We start from the raw sequence: 15,535 nt of genomic DNA, 5'->3' as shown, positions 1-15,535 counted from the left end.
GTCCGGGCGATACAGGTGTCTTGTTTGGACAGTCGCTTGACACGGAGGGGTTGACGGAGCGTCCATGGATGCATAGCCCGAACCACCGGATGCGCACCGGCGGGCGCTGCCCCGGCCGGGGCATGACCATCCACCGCTTCACCCGAGACGGAGTTCGTCATGTCCCAGAACAAGAACGACCAGCCGAACCAGATCAAGCCCGAAACCGCGGAATCGAAAGTCCGCCGCGCGCTGGAAGCCTACCCGGGCACGACAGCCGCGAACCTGGCCAGCATGGCCGGAGTGGGACGCTCGACCGCCACCAAGATCCTGTCCCGCTGGGCCGCCGAAGGCCTGGTCACCAGGACCGACGGCAAGGACCAGTCAGTTCCCGTCACGTGGACGATGCGCGACGGTCAGGCCGAAGACACTCCGAAGACCGGTGATGACGCGGGCGTTGCCGGTGAAGACGACACCGAGTCCGCATCCAGTCCGTCGCCGACGCCGGACGCACCAACGAAGGACCGGCTCCCGAAGGGCGGGCTTTACGACCTGGTGAAGACCTACCTGTACGAGCATCCTGGCGAGGAGTTCGGCCCCGCGAAGATCGGTACCGAGCTGGGCCGGTCGAGTGGCGCCGTGAACAACGCGCTGGAGAAGATGGTCACCGACGGCTTGGCAACGAAAACCTGCGAGGCGCCGAAGCGCTTCGCAGCCTGCTGACGGCAAGCACACAAAGGGGCGCGGTCCGGTTACCATCTCGGTAACCGGACCGCGTCCCTTGCTGTTCCTTGGATCAAGTTACCGCCGCACCATCCGAACGTGGGCGAAGATCGTGGGTCCAGCTGTGTCGCAACTGGCCGTGGTCGTCAACGAAGAATAGGGTACCGGCGTACCGTTCGAACCCGTCGGACGGCAAGTGCTCACGGCTATGCCGTTCCAGGCTGGCGAGAGCTTCGGCGGCCACCTCGTTTCGGAGGGCTGCACTCTGCACGTCGGCAAAACCGGTGAATCGGATGTGCAGCAACCACACCGGGGGCTCGTCGCCCCACAGGGGCCGGATGGTGGACGCGCTGATTGTCGTCTTGACGTGCTTTGGAATGCGTCCGGCTGCGCGCGCGGCGAGCAGGTCTTCGTGAACGTGGTGGGCGAACGAGCCGAATGCGTCGCAATCGTTGATGTCGCGGGACTCGACGCCGTCGACCCAGACGCCGGGCTTCCAGCCTTCTTCGATGAGCATTGTCTTCTCCTGAAAGTCAGAGTTCGGATTGGCGAGCAGGCGGCGTCAGACGAAGAAGTCCTCCTCGTCGGCGAAATCGTCTGGGCTGACGGGCGGAAGTCCGATGGCTTCGGCCATTGCGTTCAGGCCGGACAAGGCGGGGCCGTGGAAGTAGCCGCCAGAGCCGACCTCTTCGGCCGCTTCGTCGTCCAGCTTCGCAACGGCAGCCTGGACTGCAGCCCTCAACTGGTCCAGCGTGAGGTCGCCCACGCGTACGGCGATCCGCTGAGCGGCTACGGTGATTGTCGGCGTGGTAGTCGTTCCGATTGCCGGTGTTCCGGTCATCATGCTCTCCTCGTGTGGTGTAGGTGCAGGGGTCGGCGTAGGCGAAGCGGGCCTCACCCCACGACGGAATTCGGTCGCCTAGCGCCGAGCAACCGCACGGAGTGCGGCGGTGGCTGCGTGCCCGATCGCTCGGGCCGTGGCGGCGGGATCGGTCAGCTTGTGCACGGTCGCCCCGGCGAGCGGCGTGTCGCTGCGCCTGGTGATCAGCCACAGCACGGCACATCCGGACGCGCGCATCCGGTCGAGCTTCTTCTGCCCGTCGCTGCGGGGCTGTTCGCAGTAGTCGCCGTCGGACACGATGACGATCAGCCGTGCCGCGCCGGGGCGAGACAGCCCGAGGGAGCCGTCGAGGGCGTCGAGGGCGTCGGGGATGTTCTCCCAGTCGTCGTTCGATTCGAAATCGGTGACCTCGGTGGGCGGTTTGCCGGGGTGGGTCAGCGGGCGGACGTGGTGCCCGAAGATCACGCTGGCGGTTTCGGCGGGCACCCGGGTGTGGCGGGCGGCGTTGGCCAGGATCCACGCCGCCGAGGCCACGTGGGCACTGGCCCAGCCCATCGAGCCGGACACGTCGCAGGCGATCCCGACGCGCAACGGCGGGACGGTGACCGGGGTGCGGATGGTGCGGGTGAACGGTTCGGCGGTCACCATCGCTCCGGCGGCACGCTGGGCTTCGGCGGCCCGCAGGCCGCGCATCCGCAGCCGTCCCGGCGGGACCTCTGAGGTGGAGCGCACGGCGACCCGTTCCCGGATCCCGGCGGTGTCCAGCGCCCGTGCCAGCACGCGGGCGGCGGTGCGCTCCTCCGGTGTGGGTGGGCGGGTGTCCCTGATTTTGGTGCTACCGGTGCGCGAATGACCAGCTGTGAAGACTCGCCGTGCAGCCTTCAGCGCTTCCTCGGCGGCGGCGTCCTCGCGTGCCTTCGCGGCGGCGGCAACGGCGGCGGGGTCCTCAGGTACCTTTTCGGCCGCCGACTTCGCCGCCACTCCGTCCAGCACGGCGGCGATTGCGTCGGCCAGCGGGGACGGGTTAGCCGGGGTGCCGGTCCCGGGCGAGTCAGCGGATGGGACCGAGGCGCCGGACATCTCGGGTGGCGAGCCGGGGTCTGCGTCCGGGTCGCTGCCGAGGATTTCGCACCATTGCCGCCCGAGGTCGAGCATGACCTCGCCGGCGTCGTCGGCGGTCAGCAACGCCGCTCGCCACACCTCCCTCAACTTCCCGAGGGTTTCGGTGCCGAGCACGTCCTCGATGACGCGGGCGACGGGGTAGACCTCCGCGTGGGAGAGCACGCCCCCGTCGGCCCGTCCCAGCAGCAGGGCGGCGGTGCGCGCGGCGTCGGCGGGAGTCATCGTCGGGGCGGTGTCAGGGTCGGCGAACAGGTGCAGGTCGGCCGCGACGATGCCCTTGACGCACGCGCGCAGCCAGTGCCGGTCGTCCGGACGGCGGCGGACTTGCGCCGCTTCCATGCGCGGCTCCTCCAGCAGCATGGCGGCGGCGACCACACCGGCCGGAGCGTCGTCGGGTGGTTTCCACACGGTGTGTTTGGCGTGCCCGCACTCGTGGGTCAGGGCACCCCAGGCCGGGGCGTAGCGGGTCCGGTCGGACATGTTGGCGGGGTCTACGGTCGCGGGGTCCACGCCGAGGTGGTCGCCGTCGACTTCGATCAACGCGCGGTGGGGGTAGAAACAGGCGGGAGCACCGCCACCGGCACCGGGCGCGACGCTGACCACGAGGTCGTCGCGGTCGGCGATCACTGGGACCTCATCGGCAAACGCGGCGGACAGGGTCAGCCATTCCGGACCCGCCGGGAACACTGCGGCACCGGCAGCAGACGGGTCGGCGGTGAAGTGGGTGCTCATGGCGCAGGTCCTTTCGCGAGTTCCAGTCGGTTCGGTGGCGGGTCAGGTGGTCTTGATGCGTCCGCCGAGGGCGAGCGGCGTGACGGTGCGGCCGAAGACGTCGCGCACCACGGCGGCGACGGTGGCGCGGTCCTCTTCCGGCGCGGCGCCGACCAGGTTCGCGGCGGCGGCGTCGATGTCCCACGCCTCGGCGAGCTTCTTGAAGGCCAGCAGTTCCCGCAGCTGCGGCGCCCATCCGATCTCGCCGTTCTCTTGCCGGGTCGCGAGGTTGCGCGCCACCCGCACGGCTTTCGTGTCGACGCCCAACTCGTCGGCGAGGGCGTAGTCGCTGGAGACCTGGATGTGCACGGAGAACCGGGAGGACAGGGCGTCGGTGAGGATGGCCCCGTGTACCCCGGGGTTGTGTCCGGCGATGACGTAGAACCCCGGCGCGGCGTGGACGACTTCCCCGCCGTTGGCCTTGATCACGATCTCGCGGCGTCCGTCCATCGCGGGATAGACCACGGCGAGCACGGTCGGCGGGATCAGGGTCGCGTCGTCGATGAACAGCGGCACCCCGCCGCGCATCGCGCGGACCAGCGGACCGTGGACGAACACGAAGTCACCGTCGGGGGTCTTGGTGTAGTCGCCCACGAGGTCGGCGACCACGGTGTCGCCGTCACCTTGCACGGTGAGGCAGTCGTTGAACGCCGCCTCCACCACTGAGGTCTTCCCGGTGCCGGGCGGGCCGTACAGCAGAGCGGCCACCCCGGCGGCGCGCAGCCGCTGCAGCGCGGTGACGTCGGGCATTCCGGACAGCAGCCGGGGGTGGTAGTCCATCCCGTTGGGGCGTTTCACCGGGCCGGTGACCGTGCGCCCCGAGCGGCGCGGGGCGCGGCCCTTCCCGGCTGCAGTGGGTTTGGCCGTCGGGGTGAGTGCCGCTCCGGAACCCTTCCGGCGTGGCGGACGGGTTGCGCGCGGCGGGGCGGACGTGACGGTGGTTGCGGCGGCGGACGCCGTGGTCGCGGTCGCCCGGTAGGTCAGCGGGGCGGCCGAAACGAGTTCGGCTTCGCCCCGGTCGGTCAACGTTTTGCAGGCGTTGCCGACGGCGCCGGAGGAGCGGTTCAGGGCGTGGGCGATGCTGCGCGGGGTGTGGGTGCTTGCGGCGTTGTCGGACAGGAACTTGGCCACCATCGCACGAAGTTCGCCGTTGCGGAGCCGGGTTGCCGTCCCACCCACCGGGGTGGTCGGCCCGGCGGCGGGTGCCGTAGCGGGCGGGATGGGCGTCGTCATCGTGGGTGTCCTTTCCTGTTGGACGGTGCCGGTCAGCGCCGGACACCAAGCGGGATTAGATGCAATTTCCGGGAATTCCCGGCGACACAACAAACGTAACTCGATCAACCCCATGCGCGCAACGGTTTTCGGACACCCATTCAGGTGAGACATTCGACCTGAGAAAATTATTCCCATCCGTTTCGGAAGAACATTTCGCCAGGTCAGCCATATCGCCAACATTCCGAGACGCCGGCGACGCAACAGGCAAATCATAATCTGACTTGAACTCCAAATTGCAGAAAGCGGGCCAGTCAACAGAAGAGGAGAAGTCCACGCGAACAGGACCACCGGAAAACCATCCCGGCAGCCTGGCTGACGAAGCGGGCCCGATGTGCTTACCTGCTTGCTACCAAGCGAGTCTGGGATACCGGCGGATCCCCGCGCACGCCGGATGACCTGGGCGTATGCTTGCACGCCGAGGGTCCACTTTAGCTGGCCCACGGAACGCCGGTGCGATCGGTATCCGCGTCGGCACCCCCATCGACCAACGGGTGCATCACCAGGACGAGCGGCCCTGACAGAGAGGCCGATTCGAGTCGAAACGGTGTGGTGGCGGCCCACGCGGTGCGTTGTACGTCCCGACCACGACTCGCGATCAGCGAGGGGAATTACGGAGTCAAACACCAAGAGGCTTTTCTGTGCGACGACCAGCAGTTCAACGACACTAACATTCGCGGTGGCTGCTCAGCTATTCCTGCGTCGAGGTATTTCGAAGCGGGCTTCACAACGGTCAAACCGTCGTCTCGATGATATCGGCGTCGAGTCGGCGGAGGCGGTGAGCCAGCTCGATGGTTGCGGTGGTCGGGGATTCGTCGATCTCGGCGAGGCGTGCTTCGAGGAGTCGCAGGGTCCTGGCGATGGCGTCGGGCCGGCCGAGGTGGTGTTCGAGCCGCATGATGTCGCGGTAGAGCAGTTCGTTGTGCGGGTCGAAGTCTCGTGCCGATTCCAGCAGCTGCAACGTGGCTTCGGGGTCGGTCTGGATCCGTGTGCGCGCAAGCGCGGCGACGGCGTCGAGAGCGTCGCGGCGAACACCTTCCCGAAGCGCGGCGAGCCACTCTGCGTCGAAACCGGCGGCGAGTTCGCCGCCGTAGCTCGCGACGATCGCGGCGGCGGCCGTGGCCCGTTCCTCGTCGTCGGTCGTGGTGCGGCGTCGTGCGAGCGCCCAGTAGTCGACCGCGATGAGTGCGGGTTCGAGGCGATAGCGGCCGTGCTCGGCGACGACGACGTCGCTGAGGCCGGCACGGGTCGCTGCTTCGATGGTGCTGCGGAGCCGGGACAGCACCGTGCGCAGGACGGCAGCGGGATTTCGCGTCGAGCGGCCGCCCCAGAGGTTGTCGATGGCCGCGGCCCGCGGCGCGCCGTCAGGATGCAGGGCCAGGTAGATCAGCAACTCCCACAGCCGGCGTGATAGCCGGCCGGTGATTTCGACGGTGTGGTCCGGGCGGGCGAGGTCCGGGCGCCAGGTCAGGGTCGGCTGCCCGAACACCGACAGCGTCAAGGGCTTCACAGCGGTGCTCTGAGCTGAGGCAGGCGGCACCATGCTCGGCTCGGTTTTCGATTCCGCGCGGCCCGCATCCGGGCAGGCTGCAACCTCCAGCCCGCCGACCGGCTCGCCCGATTGATCGGGCGGGTCGCGGGGGTCGCGGGCGGCGTGGAGCAGAGCGAACAGCTCGCGGGTCGCGGACTCGGGAAGGGCGAAAGCGCGCCGGCCGCGCAGCGGCTCCCCCGGGCCGGGCGAGGTCGCGGTGATGGCTCCGGTCGCGCTCACGTAGGCCGTGACGCCGGGTTGCCACTGGCCGAGCAGTAACATGATCCGGCTACTTTTCTCGAGAACGCACTGTAATCGGGTGCGCTCGTCGTCGCCAGTCGGTGCGGTCGCGACGAGAATCCGCCGCGAACCCTCCGGCAGGTCCGTGCGGTCGAGGTGTGCCAGCGCCGCAGCGAGGTCGTCGACGAGGTGGACGCATTCAGGCAGTTCGGCGCCGGGATCCGGGATGCCGAGCAGGGCCCGCAGCTCCGGAACCGGCACCACGACGTCCGCGGAGCTGGTCTTGGTCATCGCGGTCAGCAACAGCGCGCGGGCGGCGGCGTGGCCGCCCGGTCCGACGAAGCCCAGTCCATGTGTCTGCGCGAGGTCCAGCGCCAGGTCCGCAGCTGCTTGATCGGCCGCTTCGCCGGATGCGGGCGTCGCGCCGGGCTCGGCAGCTTCGAGTTCGGCCCGCGCGTGCTGGTATGCCATATGCAGCTCGTAGACCGCCGGAGCGGCCGGGAAGTCGTCGTCGCGTAGCCCGCTGCCGGGCCGGTAGCGGGCGCGGTGACGTCGCCGGGCGATCAGCAGCGCCGCGCTGATCGCGCCGGCCAGGCCGAGCCCGACGTACACCTCGGGTCCCACCAGCGCATCCGGCTGCGGAGCAGGTGACGTGGCTGGTGCCCGGCTTGGCGGGACAACGGGCGCGGGATGGGGCGGAGAAGGTGGTGGCGGAGCCGCGGGAACCTTCGGTGCAACAGGACCGGGGGTCGATGGCAGCCGGATCCGGTCGCCCGGGTGGACGAGGCTGGGCGAGGTCAGCTTCCGGCCGCCGGGCTGGGCGCTGTTCATGTTCAGGCGCCAGAGCTCCGGCCATCGGCCGCCATCCCCGAGCCGGCGTTGCGCGATCCGGTACAGCGAATCGTGGACGCCGCCGCGGAGTGGACGCACCACCTCGACATCCGCTCCCCTGGCCTCAGCCGGCGGGACGGCAGCCGACGAGGAACTCAGCTCGGTCTGCACCGCGCCGCCTCCGCCGGACGCGGCGAGAGCGCTGCGGCTGAGGAACGACATGACGACGGCGGTGATGAGGACCGCGGCAGCTCTGCGAAGCGGGCCGCCCCGCCCGCGGAGGTTCGGCTGGCCGGCTGTGCGCACGAGCTCACGGGCGCAGCCGGCCAGCTCGACGAGAAACGCGCCCCACAGCAGCCACGCACCGCACGCGAGCACGTCGAGGACCAGGCTCGTCGACAGCGGAGCCGTCATCACCTCGCCAAGTTCAGCCGCTGTGGGCAGGTGCCCTGGGAGCGGCCAGCCGACAAACCGCACCAGCGCCCACGGCAACCCGGCGCACAACCCGGACAGCAGCGCGAGCGCCACGCCGGCTTGCAGTAGCCGTCGGGCGCCGCGCAGGACCGCACGAGGAGCAGGCACCGCAGCGGCTTTTGCTCAGCTTCGCTGGCTTTGAACAACCGCGGGCTGCGGGCCGGACACCGGAGGTCCTGGGCGAGTTTCCGGCGGTGCGGGTGCCGGCGAGGTCCCGGGACGGGCGTCCTGTTTCGGTCGCCGGCTGCCGGGCGGCCGACCGCGCCGGGCGCGGGGCTTGCCGGAGGTAAGCCACGTCGTGAGGTCGGAGGTGGGGACGTCGGTGAACTCGGCCAGCTCGTCGATGCCGATGACGTCTGCCGCCGCGGCGATGACGGCGCCGAGCTTGCGTTCGGCGTCTGCCAGCTGCTCGGCGAGTGTGGCGCGGCGTCGTGCGAGTTCGCCGACCTCGCGTGCCGCGGCGGTCCTCCTTGCGCTCTTTTCCGCGTCGACCTTCTCGACGCGCCTCTCGATCTCGTCGGTCGTGATCATGTCTTTCCTCCTTGGGTGTTCACGGCTCCAGCTCGGCGATGCCGCGCTGAGGATGGGCAGCGCCGTTGCCGTGGGCGGTGATCGCAGGGATACCGATGAGCGACAGCAGCTGGGTGCGCTGGCTGGTCGTGACGGTGACGGTCACGGTGTCGGCGGTGGCGGTCACCGTGCCGGTGGCGCCGACCCCGGCGAGGTACCGGCGGGCCAGACCGTCCGCTTCCGCCGGCACCAGCCGCAGCGCGCCGGTCGCCCGATACGTCGCGAGGTCGATCGCCTGCGCGCCGGCGCGCGCGGCGGACTCGGCCTGGCCGGTGGCCCGGACTTTCGCGGCGAGTGCGAGGCCACCGTCGAGCCCGAGGCCGGCCAAGGCCAGCAAGCCGGCCACGAGCACGACGACGAAGGCCGAGACGCTCCCTTCGTCGGCTCGCCACCACGCTGCGGGGCGTCGTGCGTTCATCACGCGCCTCCCGCTGTCGGCTGCGAGCGATAGGTGTCGATGACCTCGCTGGCCGTGGCGCTGAGCGTCCGGCTGCCGGGGACACCCAGGACAAGTGCCTGGCCGAAGCCGACGACGCAGCGGACGCTGACGACGACGGTGCTGCCCGGCCTCGACGAGGTCGTGGTGCTTGTCGCAGCGTCGCGGCAGACGAGCCCGGCGTGCGCCAGCGCCGAGGTAACGGTCGCTCGTGCTGCCGCGTCGGCGGCCGCCGACGTGCGCTGCAGACTCGCGGCGCGCGCGGCCTGGTGTACGGCGTCATCGAGTCGCAGCCGGGCGTCGACGCCGCGGTGGACCACCACAGCGACGAGCACCAGCAGCATGACCAGGACCGGCGCGATCAGGACCGCCTCGACGGTCACAGACCCGCGTTCGGCATGCCACCCGTCGACCAGCCGGTGGGGCTGCACGCCGGTCATGAAACCGGCTCCGCGGACGGCAGCTCCCAAGGGAACCGTCCGGCGTCTGTCAGGTCTCGAGCGGCGGTGACGTACGCGAAGACGGACTCCGGCAGCTCCTCAGCGACGTCGAGCACCGGCCGGATCGACGCAGCATGCAGCTCGGCGTGGACGGCGCTGGTGTGCTCGACGAGCTCGGTGTGCCGAAGCTTGGCCTCCCATTCCCGGGTGAGCGTGACGCATCCCTGGAGGTAGAAGACCAGCTCAGCGAGCGATGCGTCGAACTCGGCGATGGCCATGGCGATCGTGGCCGCGAGGTCATCCGCGCCTGGCATTGTGGCGAGTCGCGCGGCCTGCCGGCGAGTAGGCGCAGTGCTGGCCAGGCGGGTCAGTGCCTCCCAGACCGCGTGGTGGACGAGGTCGGGCAGATCGGGGTCGAGCCACTCGCGTGCCGTGGTGGCGTGGAGTTCCCCGGCGAGGTCGATCAGGCGTCCGGCCGTGGGGTGCGCCATAGCCCCGAGGTCGGCGAAGTCGTCACTGCGGAAGAAGAACTCGCCGGGAGAGCGCTCCAGCGAGCAGCGGCGTCCATGCTGGTGGTCGGTGGCCAGGCAGGCCGCGGTGACGAACGCGTCGCAGAGGCCGCTCAGCAGCAGCGCGATGGCACCGCAGATCGTCAGCGCACCGACGAGGGTGTTCGTAGCGCTCATACTCAGCACCAGGACGACTGCGAGCACCCCCGCCGCGCAGCGGGCGGATACAAATCGTTCGAGAGATCGGCGAAGGACCAGCCAGCGCCAGCGTTTGGTGGTGAGAGCGGGATTCCACAGCATGATGTCCGGGCCATCGGCGAAGTCCCCGACGGTCACCGCATCCGGTTTCTTCGGCAGTGACATGGTTTCTCTCCTTCGATCAGGCGGCCGGGACGAACCTTTCGACCTCACCCGTGGCTTCCGCATGCACGTGCAGGTGCATGCCGGGCAGCACCGCGACGACCTCGCCCCGCACGCTCGCCGAAACCGAGGTCGCGGTCCGCACGACATCGATTTGCGACGACCGCAGCGGTCCCTGCGCGAGGTCGTCGACCAGCTGCTGGCCGGCGACCCGGCCGACCGCGACAGTTCCGTTCTGGACGCGGGCTGCGGCGAGCGCCTCGGCGGCCGCAGCTTGAGCGACATGGGTCGCGTGCGACCACAGAGCAAATTGGATGATCGCCAGCAAGGCCAGCAGAAGCAGGGGTGTCGCGATCACCAGCTCGGCGGTGACCGCACCACGCTCCCGCGGCGAAGCGTGGCGAACGCGCCAAGCCATCGGATTGACCGGATTCGCCGGCACGTCAGCCGCCGAGGCCGAGGTCAATGCTGTTGGCTTTCGCGGTCAGCTTCGCGGCGATGATCGCGATCAATGCGATGGCCAGCACCGCCATGAGCGCAGTCACGATCACCGTGGTGGTGATCTCGCCGCGGTCGTTGTCGCGGCGCAGGAGAAGGACGCGGGCAGCGACGAGGGTCCAGAGCGTTCGGCAGTAACTCAACATGACATGTCTCCTGTGGACTTTCAGAGGCCGTTGAGGACCTGGGTGACGGCCGGGTAGGCGATGAATCCGAGGAAACCGAGGAACAGCAACGTCACCGGCAAGGCCATGCGCTCGGTGGCGGCCTGGGCATCGGCTTCGGCGTCGGCGACCAAGTGGGTTCGCAGCGCCTTGGCTTTCGCCGCCAGTGAGGTGCGGATCTTGGCGCCTTCGGTGCCGGCGAGGGAGATCGATGCGGCGAGCTCGGCAAGTTCGGTGACGTCCAGCTCCTCGCCGAGGCGGCGGAGCGTCGACCACGGAGTGGTGCGGGTCAGGTGGGCAGCGTCCAGCGCGCGGCGCAGCTGGGTGAACGCTGCTCCGCGTCCGACCTTGGCGGCCGCCAAGAGGGCGACCTCGACTCCGGCGCCACCAGCGAGGGTGATCCAGACGAGGTCCAGGAAGGCCGAGAGCGCGCCGCGAAAATCGGCACGAGCTCGGGCCGCCTTGGTACGCACCTCAAGGTCGGGACCGATGAACCCGGCCGCGGCGAGCAGAAACCCTACGGCCAAGGGGACCTCGACGCTGACCGGCAGATCCGCGAGCGCGAGCAAGCCCTGAAGCAGAAGGGGCGCCACGAAACCGGCGCAACCGAGGACGATTTTGATGGCGACGTGCGTGTCGGCGCCTCGCCCGAGAACTCGCAAGTCGCGTTCGACCTTCTCCCCCGGCAAGCCGAGCCTCCGCAGGCTGGGAACGAGTGGTCGGACCACGACCACCGCCCAGCCGGCCTCCGCCACGTCCACCAGCGAAGCGGCTGCCTCGGCGTCCGCCGTCGAGAGGTGCTCGCGAAGAGAAGGTCGTGGCGGGATTGCCCAGGTCAAGAGCATCCACAAGCCGATACCGGTACCTAGCCCAAGGCAGACGAACGGGATCATGCGCGCTCACCGCCCGACCGAGCTGAGGGCGGCGGCCGGCTCGCCGAGCGACAGCACGCGGGAGGCGGCGCGGCCGGCGGCGATCCTGACCAGCCAGCCGAACCCGGTACCGAACAAACCACCGATGACGAGCAGAACGACCTGGCCGAGCACGCTGTCGTACGCGGTCAGGTAGGCGCGGTTGAGCACCACGACGCCCACCGCGAACGCGACCGTGGTCGCGACGACGACCCGCACCGAGGTCCGGGTCCGAGCACGACCTGTCTCGACACGCATCCGCATCGCCGCCTGCGACCGCGCCGTCCCCGCCAGGGAGCCGAGCAGCTCGCCCAGCTGCCGCGCCTGGTGCTCGGCAGCCAGGACCAGAGCGGCAAGGACCAGGTCGGCGGTCGGGTCGGCCAACTCCTCCGCCATCTGCCGCAGTGCCGGCGCGAGCCGATGCCCGTTCTGCAGCCGCAAGGCGAGCCCAGCGACCTCATCACGGATCGCGGCGGGCGCCAACGGAGCGGTGGCGAGGATCGCCTGCTCCAGACCGGCCGCGGCCGAGAGCGTGTCACGCAGCATCTCCGTCCACGACGCGACCGCCTCGATCCGCGCGACCCGATGCACGTGCGCACGGTCCGGGCCGACCAGCCGTGGCAGGAACCAGACCGCCCCGGCAGCGAGCACTCCCCCGACGAGCCACCCGGTCGCGACTCCAGCCAGCAGGCCTGCGCCCAGCGCGAGCGCCAGCCGAAGCCCCCAAGTCCGATCGGCCCGCCAGGGCGGGACCGATCGCGGACGACGACCCAGCTGGGGACCACGAAGGCCGACGAGGACGAACAGCAGCCCGACGGCGGTACCGAGCCCGGCCAGACCGGCAACCAAGGTCGTGGTCATGTCGCCCACCACCCGGCGGGCTCGGCCAGCAGCTCGGGATCGAACCCGGCTTCGACGAGGTCGTCGAGCGTGTCCGCGCGGAGCGCGCCGGCGACCGGACGAGCCCGGCGATCGGCGCCAGGTCGGTAGACCTCATTGGAGACGACCGTGCCGCCGTCGGCGTCGACAACTTCTCGAATCGAGGAGATCACCCGGGTGCTGCGGTCGGCGGCTTTGTCGAGGTGCACGACGAAGTGCACGCTGGAGGCCACCAGCAACGCGGTCGCCTCCAGCGACAGCCGCTCCGCGCTCTGCGCGGCATACGAGGCCAGGCGGGTGAACGCGATCCTCGAGCTGCTCGCGTGCAAGGTCGCCATCGAGCCGTCGTTGCCCTGGGACATCGCATTGCACATCGGAATGACCTCAGGGCCCCGGATCTCGCCGACGATGACGCGGTCCGGGGACATCCGCAGACCCCAACGGACGAGCTCGGCCTGGCTGATCGCGCCGACGCCTTCAATGTTCGCCTCGCGGGCCTGCAGCGCGGTGACGTCGGCGTGCAACTCCGGGTCGAGCCCGAGGCCAAGTTCGAAGGCGTCTTCGACGGTGACGATGCGTTCGAGCGGGTCCATCTCCGCGGCCATCGCACGCAACAAGGTCGTCTTGCCGAAGCCGGCGCCGCCGGTGATGAGGATGTTCTTCCGCGCTCTGACCAGGGCACGCAGGAATCGCTCCAGGCCGACGTCAAGGGTGCCGCGGCGGCGCAGCTGGGCGAGGCTGGTCGTGAGGTAGCCGTGCCGGCGGATCGAGCACGCCGTCACCCCGTCGGCGGTGAGGCCGAGCACCGCGAAGAGACGCTCGCCGCCGGGCAACTGGAGGTTCAGCGCCGGCGAGCCGCGGTCGAACCGGCGCTCCTCCGATGACGCGCGGGCAGCGAGCGTCCGGACCAGGTCCGTCAGCTCGTCGTTCGACGCGGCGACGGGCGCGACCTGCGTCCGCGTGCCGTCGGCGTACTGGACGAAGACCCGGTCGAAGCGGTTGACGTTGATCGTCTCGACCTTCGGATCCGCAAGCAACGGCTGCAGCCCGCCCAGCCCGAAGACCTCGTCGAGCACAGCCTCGGCAACTCGCGCCTCGACGTCCGGAGGCAGGAGCACGCGACCTGCTTCCAGCTCGGCCTCGCTGTGAGCAGCACCAGCGGATCGAAGGACTTCCCGAGCGAGTTCGCGACGTCGTTCGCCGGTCACCGGGCTGGTCTCGGCTACAGCTCGGGCCGGCAGCTCGGTCGCGAGCGCCTGGCGGAAGGCGTCGCGCAGGCGCCCTTCCGGAGTCGGCGCGGACACCGACGGCGTACGACGATGCTCGTCGAGCACGGTCATGACGAAAGCTCCTTCCCGGGCGCGCTGACGTACTGGTGGCCGTTGTGCAGCCCTGGTGCCGGGGCGACACGGACACCGGACGTCCGCACCTGCTGGGCCGGGACACCGGGCACGTGCTGGCCGAGGCCGAGCGGCTGTTCTTCCGCCAGCGCCGCCTCACCGACAAGCACCTTCGCCACAGCCACGGCGACCTGGGCGAGTCCGCCCTTCCGGCCGCGACCTGCGACGGTGTGCCCCGTCAAGTTCCTCACCGAGGTGGGGTCGTGAGGGATCCTCGCCACGACCGGGACGCCGAGCTCACGCTCGACTTCGCTCGTGGGGTGACCCTGCCCTGCCAGGACAAGCGACGCACGAGCTGCCATCCGGCCCAGTTCATGAAGGCGAGCGGCCACATGCGCGAGCTCGTCGCTGTGCGTGCCCGATACCAGGAGGAGCACGTCCGCTTGCCGTATCAACGGTTCCGCCGGCGAGCCGGGGTCCATGCGTCCGCAGTCGGCGAACACCAGCGCTCCGGGCTCGCGTGCGGTCCGGTACAGGGGTGAGCCAGCCGACGCCAACGGGCCCAGCGCCGCGCGAGCCTGAGGCGCACCGGCCGGTCCGGCAATCACCGGCAGCTGACCGGCGAGCGCCTGCGTGTTGTTCCAGACCACATCAGGTCCGGCCGGCTGCCGGGCCGCAGCGGCGAGGCTGAGCAGACCCGGTGATGGCGCGAGGCCGAATCGCTGGCCGAGGTCTCCGCCTGCGGGGTCGCATTCAACGATGAGGCGCCGGACCGTGACGGGCCAGTTAACGGCCAGCGCCACGGTGAAGGTGGTGACGCCCGGGGAGCCCTTCACGCTGGTCAAGGCGATCAGCATCAGCGCTCACCGCCAGGGACCATGACCAGCGCGACTTGACCGGCCGGGACGCGAGCGAGCGCCGGAGCAGTCGTACTCGGCACCTGCAGGGAGACCACGGTGGTCTGCTCGGACTCCGCTTTGGCGAGGGCGGTCACCGTCGCCGGCCACGTGGGCCCGTCGACGCTGCTTTGGCCTGTTGCTGTCGGAGCGTTCGACGACGCGGTGACCACGACGACCACCGGTGAGCCAGGCGCAAGTTCGAGCGGGAACTGGCCTGCTTTGAGCCCGACCGCAACGACCGCCTGCCCGGTGACCGGCACCGTCGAGGGACCGACGCTGCCCGGCGTGAGCAGCGCGCCGACGGTGAGGCTCGTCGCCATCGGCCTGTCAAGGACGGACGCGACCTGTTCGGCCGGGACGGTTGCCACCGCGTCGGCGGCCGCGATTTCGACTTCGCGGACGTCTGCTCGTTCGAGAACGTGTCCGACGCCGACCGGCCGGGCGATACCCAGCACCGACACCCGACCCTGCGCACTGCTCGACCACCAGAGCACTCCGCCGACGCAGACGACGATGAGCAGAAGCCCGATCAGAAGGTGCGGCAGGCGCCGGCGCGCCTGGCGGCCTGTCGGCACTGCGGTAAGGCGGCCTTTCTTCCCCAACCACGACACGGAACCCACTTCGGTTCCGGCGCCGGGTTCACCGGTGCTAATACTGGTCACGACGTCCTCCAGGCATGGTTCGACCGCGCCGCGCATCGAAGAATTCGTTGATGCGCGACAGGAATTGATTTCAGAATTGCGTT

17 protein-coding genes are annotated in these 15,535 nt (G+C 69.9%); 1 reads left to right on the top strand and 16 read right to left on the bottom strand.

Annotated elements, in window-relative coordinates; all coding sequences use genetic code 11:
• The first annotated feature begins 159 nt into the window (after positions 1–159).
• The gene (locus tag ACWED2_RS09980) at positions 160–702 is read left to right on the top strand and encodes a helix-turn-helix domain-containing protein (RefSeq protein ID WP_449690079.1); all 543 of its coding nucleotides are present in this window, start codon (positions 160–162) and stop codon (positions 700–702) included.
• A 73-nt stretch (positions 703–775) separates the two neighbouring features.
• Here ACWED2_RS09980 and ACWED2_RS09975 read toward each other — a convergent pair whose 3' ends face one another.
• The 16 genes from ACWED2_RS09975 to ACWED2_RS09900 form a co-directional block, all read right to left on the bottom strand.
• Complete coding sequence (locus ACWED2_RS09975; protein WP_449690078.1) at positions 776–1,219, bottom strand: hypothetical protein; 444 nt, start codon at positions 1,217–1,219, stop codon at positions 776–778.
• Between the two features lie 45 nt (positions 1,220–1,264).
• On the bottom strand, positions 1,265–1,543 hold the full coding sequence (locus ACWED2_RS09970) for a hypothetical protein (protein WP_449690077.1): 279 nt from the start codon (positions 1,541–1,543) through the stop codon (positions 1,265–1,267).
• Between the two features lie 78 nt (positions 1,544–1,621).
• Entirely contained in the window at positions 1,622–3,397 is a 1,776-nt protein-coding gene (locus tag ACWED2_RS09965; RefSeq protein WP_449690076.1) for a vWA domain-containing protein, read from the bottom strand.
• A gap of 42 nt (positions 3,398–3,439) precedes the next feature.
• A complete protein-coding gene (locus ACWED2_RS09960) occupies positions 3,440–4,669 on the bottom strand; it encodes an AAA family ATPase (RefSeq protein ID WP_449690075.1) in 1,230 nt (409 codons plus the stop codon).
• A gap of 772 nt (positions 4,670–5,441) precedes the next feature.
• Complete coding sequence (locus tag ACWED2_RS09955; RefSeq protein ID WP_449690074.1) at positions 5,442–7,838, bottom strand: transcriptional regulator; 2,397 nt, start codon at positions 7,836–7,838, stop codon at positions 5,442–5,444.
• A gap of 69 nt (positions 7,839–7,907) precedes the next feature.
• A complete protein-coding gene (locus ACWED2_RS09950; RefSeq protein ID WP_449690073.1) occupies positions 7,908–8,315 on the bottom strand; it encodes a hypothetical protein in 408 nt (135 codons plus the stop codon).
• A gap of 19 nt (positions 8,316–8,334) precedes the next feature.
• Complete coding sequence (locus tag ACWED2_RS09945; RefSeq protein ID WP_449690072.1) at positions 8,335–8,772, bottom strand: pilus assembly protein TadG-related protein; 438 nt, start codon at positions 8,770–8,772, stop codon at positions 8,335–8,337.
• Positions 8,772–9,230 (bottom strand): TadE/TadG family type IV pilus assembly protein, encoded by a 459-nt coding sequence (locus ACWED2_RS09940; RefSeq protein ID WP_449690071.1) that lies wholly within the window; start codon positions 9,228–9,230, stop codon positions 8,772–8,774. The genes ACWED2_RS09945 and ACWED2_RS09940 overlap by 1 nt, the downstream gene beginning before the upstream one ends.
• Positions 9,227–10,102 carry a hypothetical protein gene (locus ACWED2_RS09935; protein ID WP_449690070.1) on the bottom strand — a complete coding sequence of 292 codons (876 nt, stop codon included), beginning with the start codon at positions 10,100–10,102 and terminating at the stop codon, positions 9,227–9,229. The genes ACWED2_RS09940 and ACWED2_RS09935 overlap by 4 nt, the downstream gene beginning before the upstream one ends.
• 16 nt (positions 10,103–10,118) lie before the next feature.
• Complete coding sequence (locus tag ACWED2_RS09930) at positions 10,119–10,517, bottom strand: TadE/TadG family type IV pilus assembly protein (RefSeq protein WP_449690134.1); 399 nt, start codon at positions 10,515–10,517, stop codon at positions 10,119–10,121.
• Between the two features lie 25 nt (positions 10,518–10,542).
• On the bottom strand, positions 10,543–10,743 hold the full coding sequence (locus tag ACWED2_RS09925) for a hypothetical protein (protein WP_449690069.1): 201 nt from the start codon (positions 10,741–10,743) through the stop codon (positions 10,543–10,545).
• 20 nt (positions 10,744–10,763) lie between these two features.
• Entirely contained in the window at positions 10,764–11,654 is an 891-nt protein-coding gene (locus ACWED2_RS09920; protein WP_449690068.1) for a secretion system protein, read from the bottom strand.
• 6 nt (positions 11,655–11,660) lie between these two features.
• Positions 11,661–12,533 carry a type II secretion system F family protein gene (locus tag ACWED2_RS09915; RefSeq protein ID WP_449690067.1) on the bottom strand — a complete coding sequence of 291 codons (873 nt, stop codon included), beginning with the start codon at positions 12,531–12,533 and terminating at the stop codon, positions 11,661–11,663.
• The gene (locus tag ACWED2_RS09910; RefSeq protein ID WP_449690066.1) at positions 12,530–13,891 is read right to left on the bottom strand and encodes a CpaF family protein; all 1,362 of its coding nucleotides are present in this window, start codon (positions 13,889–13,891) and stop codon (positions 12,530–12,532) included. Before ACWED2_RS09910 ends, ACWED2_RS09915 begins: the two co-directional genes overlap by 4 nt.
• Entirely contained in the window at positions 13,888–14,748 is an 861-nt protein-coding gene (locus ACWED2_RS09905) for a hypothetical protein (protein WP_449690065.1), read from the bottom strand. Before ACWED2_RS09905 ends, ACWED2_RS09910 begins: the two co-directional genes overlap by 4 nt.
• The gene (locus ACWED2_RS09900) at positions 14,748–15,488 is read right to left on the bottom strand and encodes a hypothetical protein (RefSeq protein ID WP_449690064.1); all 741 of its coding nucleotides are present in this window, start codon (positions 15,486–15,488) and stop codon (positions 14,748–14,750) included. Before ACWED2_RS09900 ends, ACWED2_RS09905 begins: the two co-directional genes overlap by 1 nt.
• Positions 15,489–15,535: the final 47 nt, after the last annotated feature.

The organism is Amycolatopsis sp. NPDC005003, assembly GCF_053600695.1.
This window is presented reverse-complemented; position numbering and strand designations above follow the sequence as displayed.

What these genes read in the sequence shown, in the direction of transcription:
- ACWED2_RS09980 (WP_449690079.1), top strand. Translation starts at nt 160, where the DNA reads ATGTCCCAGAACAAGAACGACCAGCCGAACCAGATCAAGCCCGAAACC.
- ACWED2_RS09975 (WP_449690078.1), bottom strand. Translation starts at nt 1,219, where the DNA reads ATGCTCATCGAAGAAGGCTGGAAGCCCGGCGTCTGGGTCGACGGCGTC.
- ACWED2_RS09970 (WP_449690077.1), bottom strand. Translation starts at nt 1,543, where the DNA reads ATGACCGGAACACCGGCAATCGGAACGACTACCACGCCGACAATCACC.
- ACWED2_RS09965 (WP_449690076.1), bottom strand. Translation starts at nt 3,397, where the DNA reads ATGAGCACCCACTTCACCGCCGACCCGTCTGCTGCCGGTGCCGCAGTG.
- ACWED2_RS09960 (WP_449690075.1), bottom strand. Translation starts at nt 4,669, where the DNA reads ATGACGACGCCCATCCCGCCCGCTACGGCACCCGCCGCCGGGCCGACC.
- ACWED2_RS09950 (WP_449690073.1), bottom strand. Translation starts at nt 8,315, where the DNA reads ATGATCACGACCGACGAGATCGAGAGGCGCGTCGAGAAGGTCGACGCG.
- ACWED2_RS09945 (WP_449690072.1), bottom strand. Translation starts at nt 8,772, where the DNA reads ATGAACGCACGACGCCCCGCAGCGTGGTGGCGAGCCGACGAAGGGAGC.
- ACWED2_RS09940 (WP_449690071.1), bottom strand. Translation starts at nt 9,230, where the DNA reads ATGACCGGCGTGCAGCCCCACCGGCTGGTCGACGGGTGGCATGCCGAA.
- ACWED2_RS09935 (WP_449690070.1), bottom strand. Translation starts at nt 10,102, where the DNA reads ATGTCACTGCCGAAGAAACCGGATGCGGTGACCGTCGGGGACTTCGCC.
- ACWED2_RS09930 (WP_449690134.1), bottom strand. Translation starts at nt 10,517, where the DNA reads ATGGCTTGGCGCGTTCGCCACGCTTCGCCGCGGGAGCGTGGTGCGGTC.
- ACWED2_RS09925 (WP_449690069.1), bottom strand. Translation starts at nt 10,743, where the DNA reads ATGTTGAGTTACTGCCGAACGCTCTGGACCCTCGTCGCTGCCCGCGTC.
- ACWED2_RS09920 (WP_449690068.1), bottom strand. Translation starts at nt 11,654, where the DNA reads ATGATCCCGTTCGTCTGCCTTGGGCTAGGTACCGGTATCGGCTTGTGG.
- ACWED2_RS09915 (WP_449690067.1), bottom strand. Translation starts at nt 12,533, where the DNA reads ATGACCACGACCTTGGTTGCCGGTCTGGCCGGGCTCGGTACCGCCGTC.
- ACWED2_RS09910 (WP_449690066.1), bottom strand. Translation starts at nt 13,891, where the DNA reads ATGACCGTGCTCGACGAGCATCGTCGTACGCCGTCGGTGTCCGCGCCG.
- ACWED2_RS09905 (WP_449690065.1), bottom strand. Translation starts at nt 14,748, where the DNA reads ATGCTGATCGCCTTGACCAGCGTGAAGGGCTCCCCGGGCGTCACCACC.
- ACWED2_RS09900 (WP_449690064.1), bottom strand. Translation starts at nt 15,488, where the DNA reads ATGCGCGGCGCGGTCGAACCATGCCTGGAGGACGTCGTGACCAGTATT.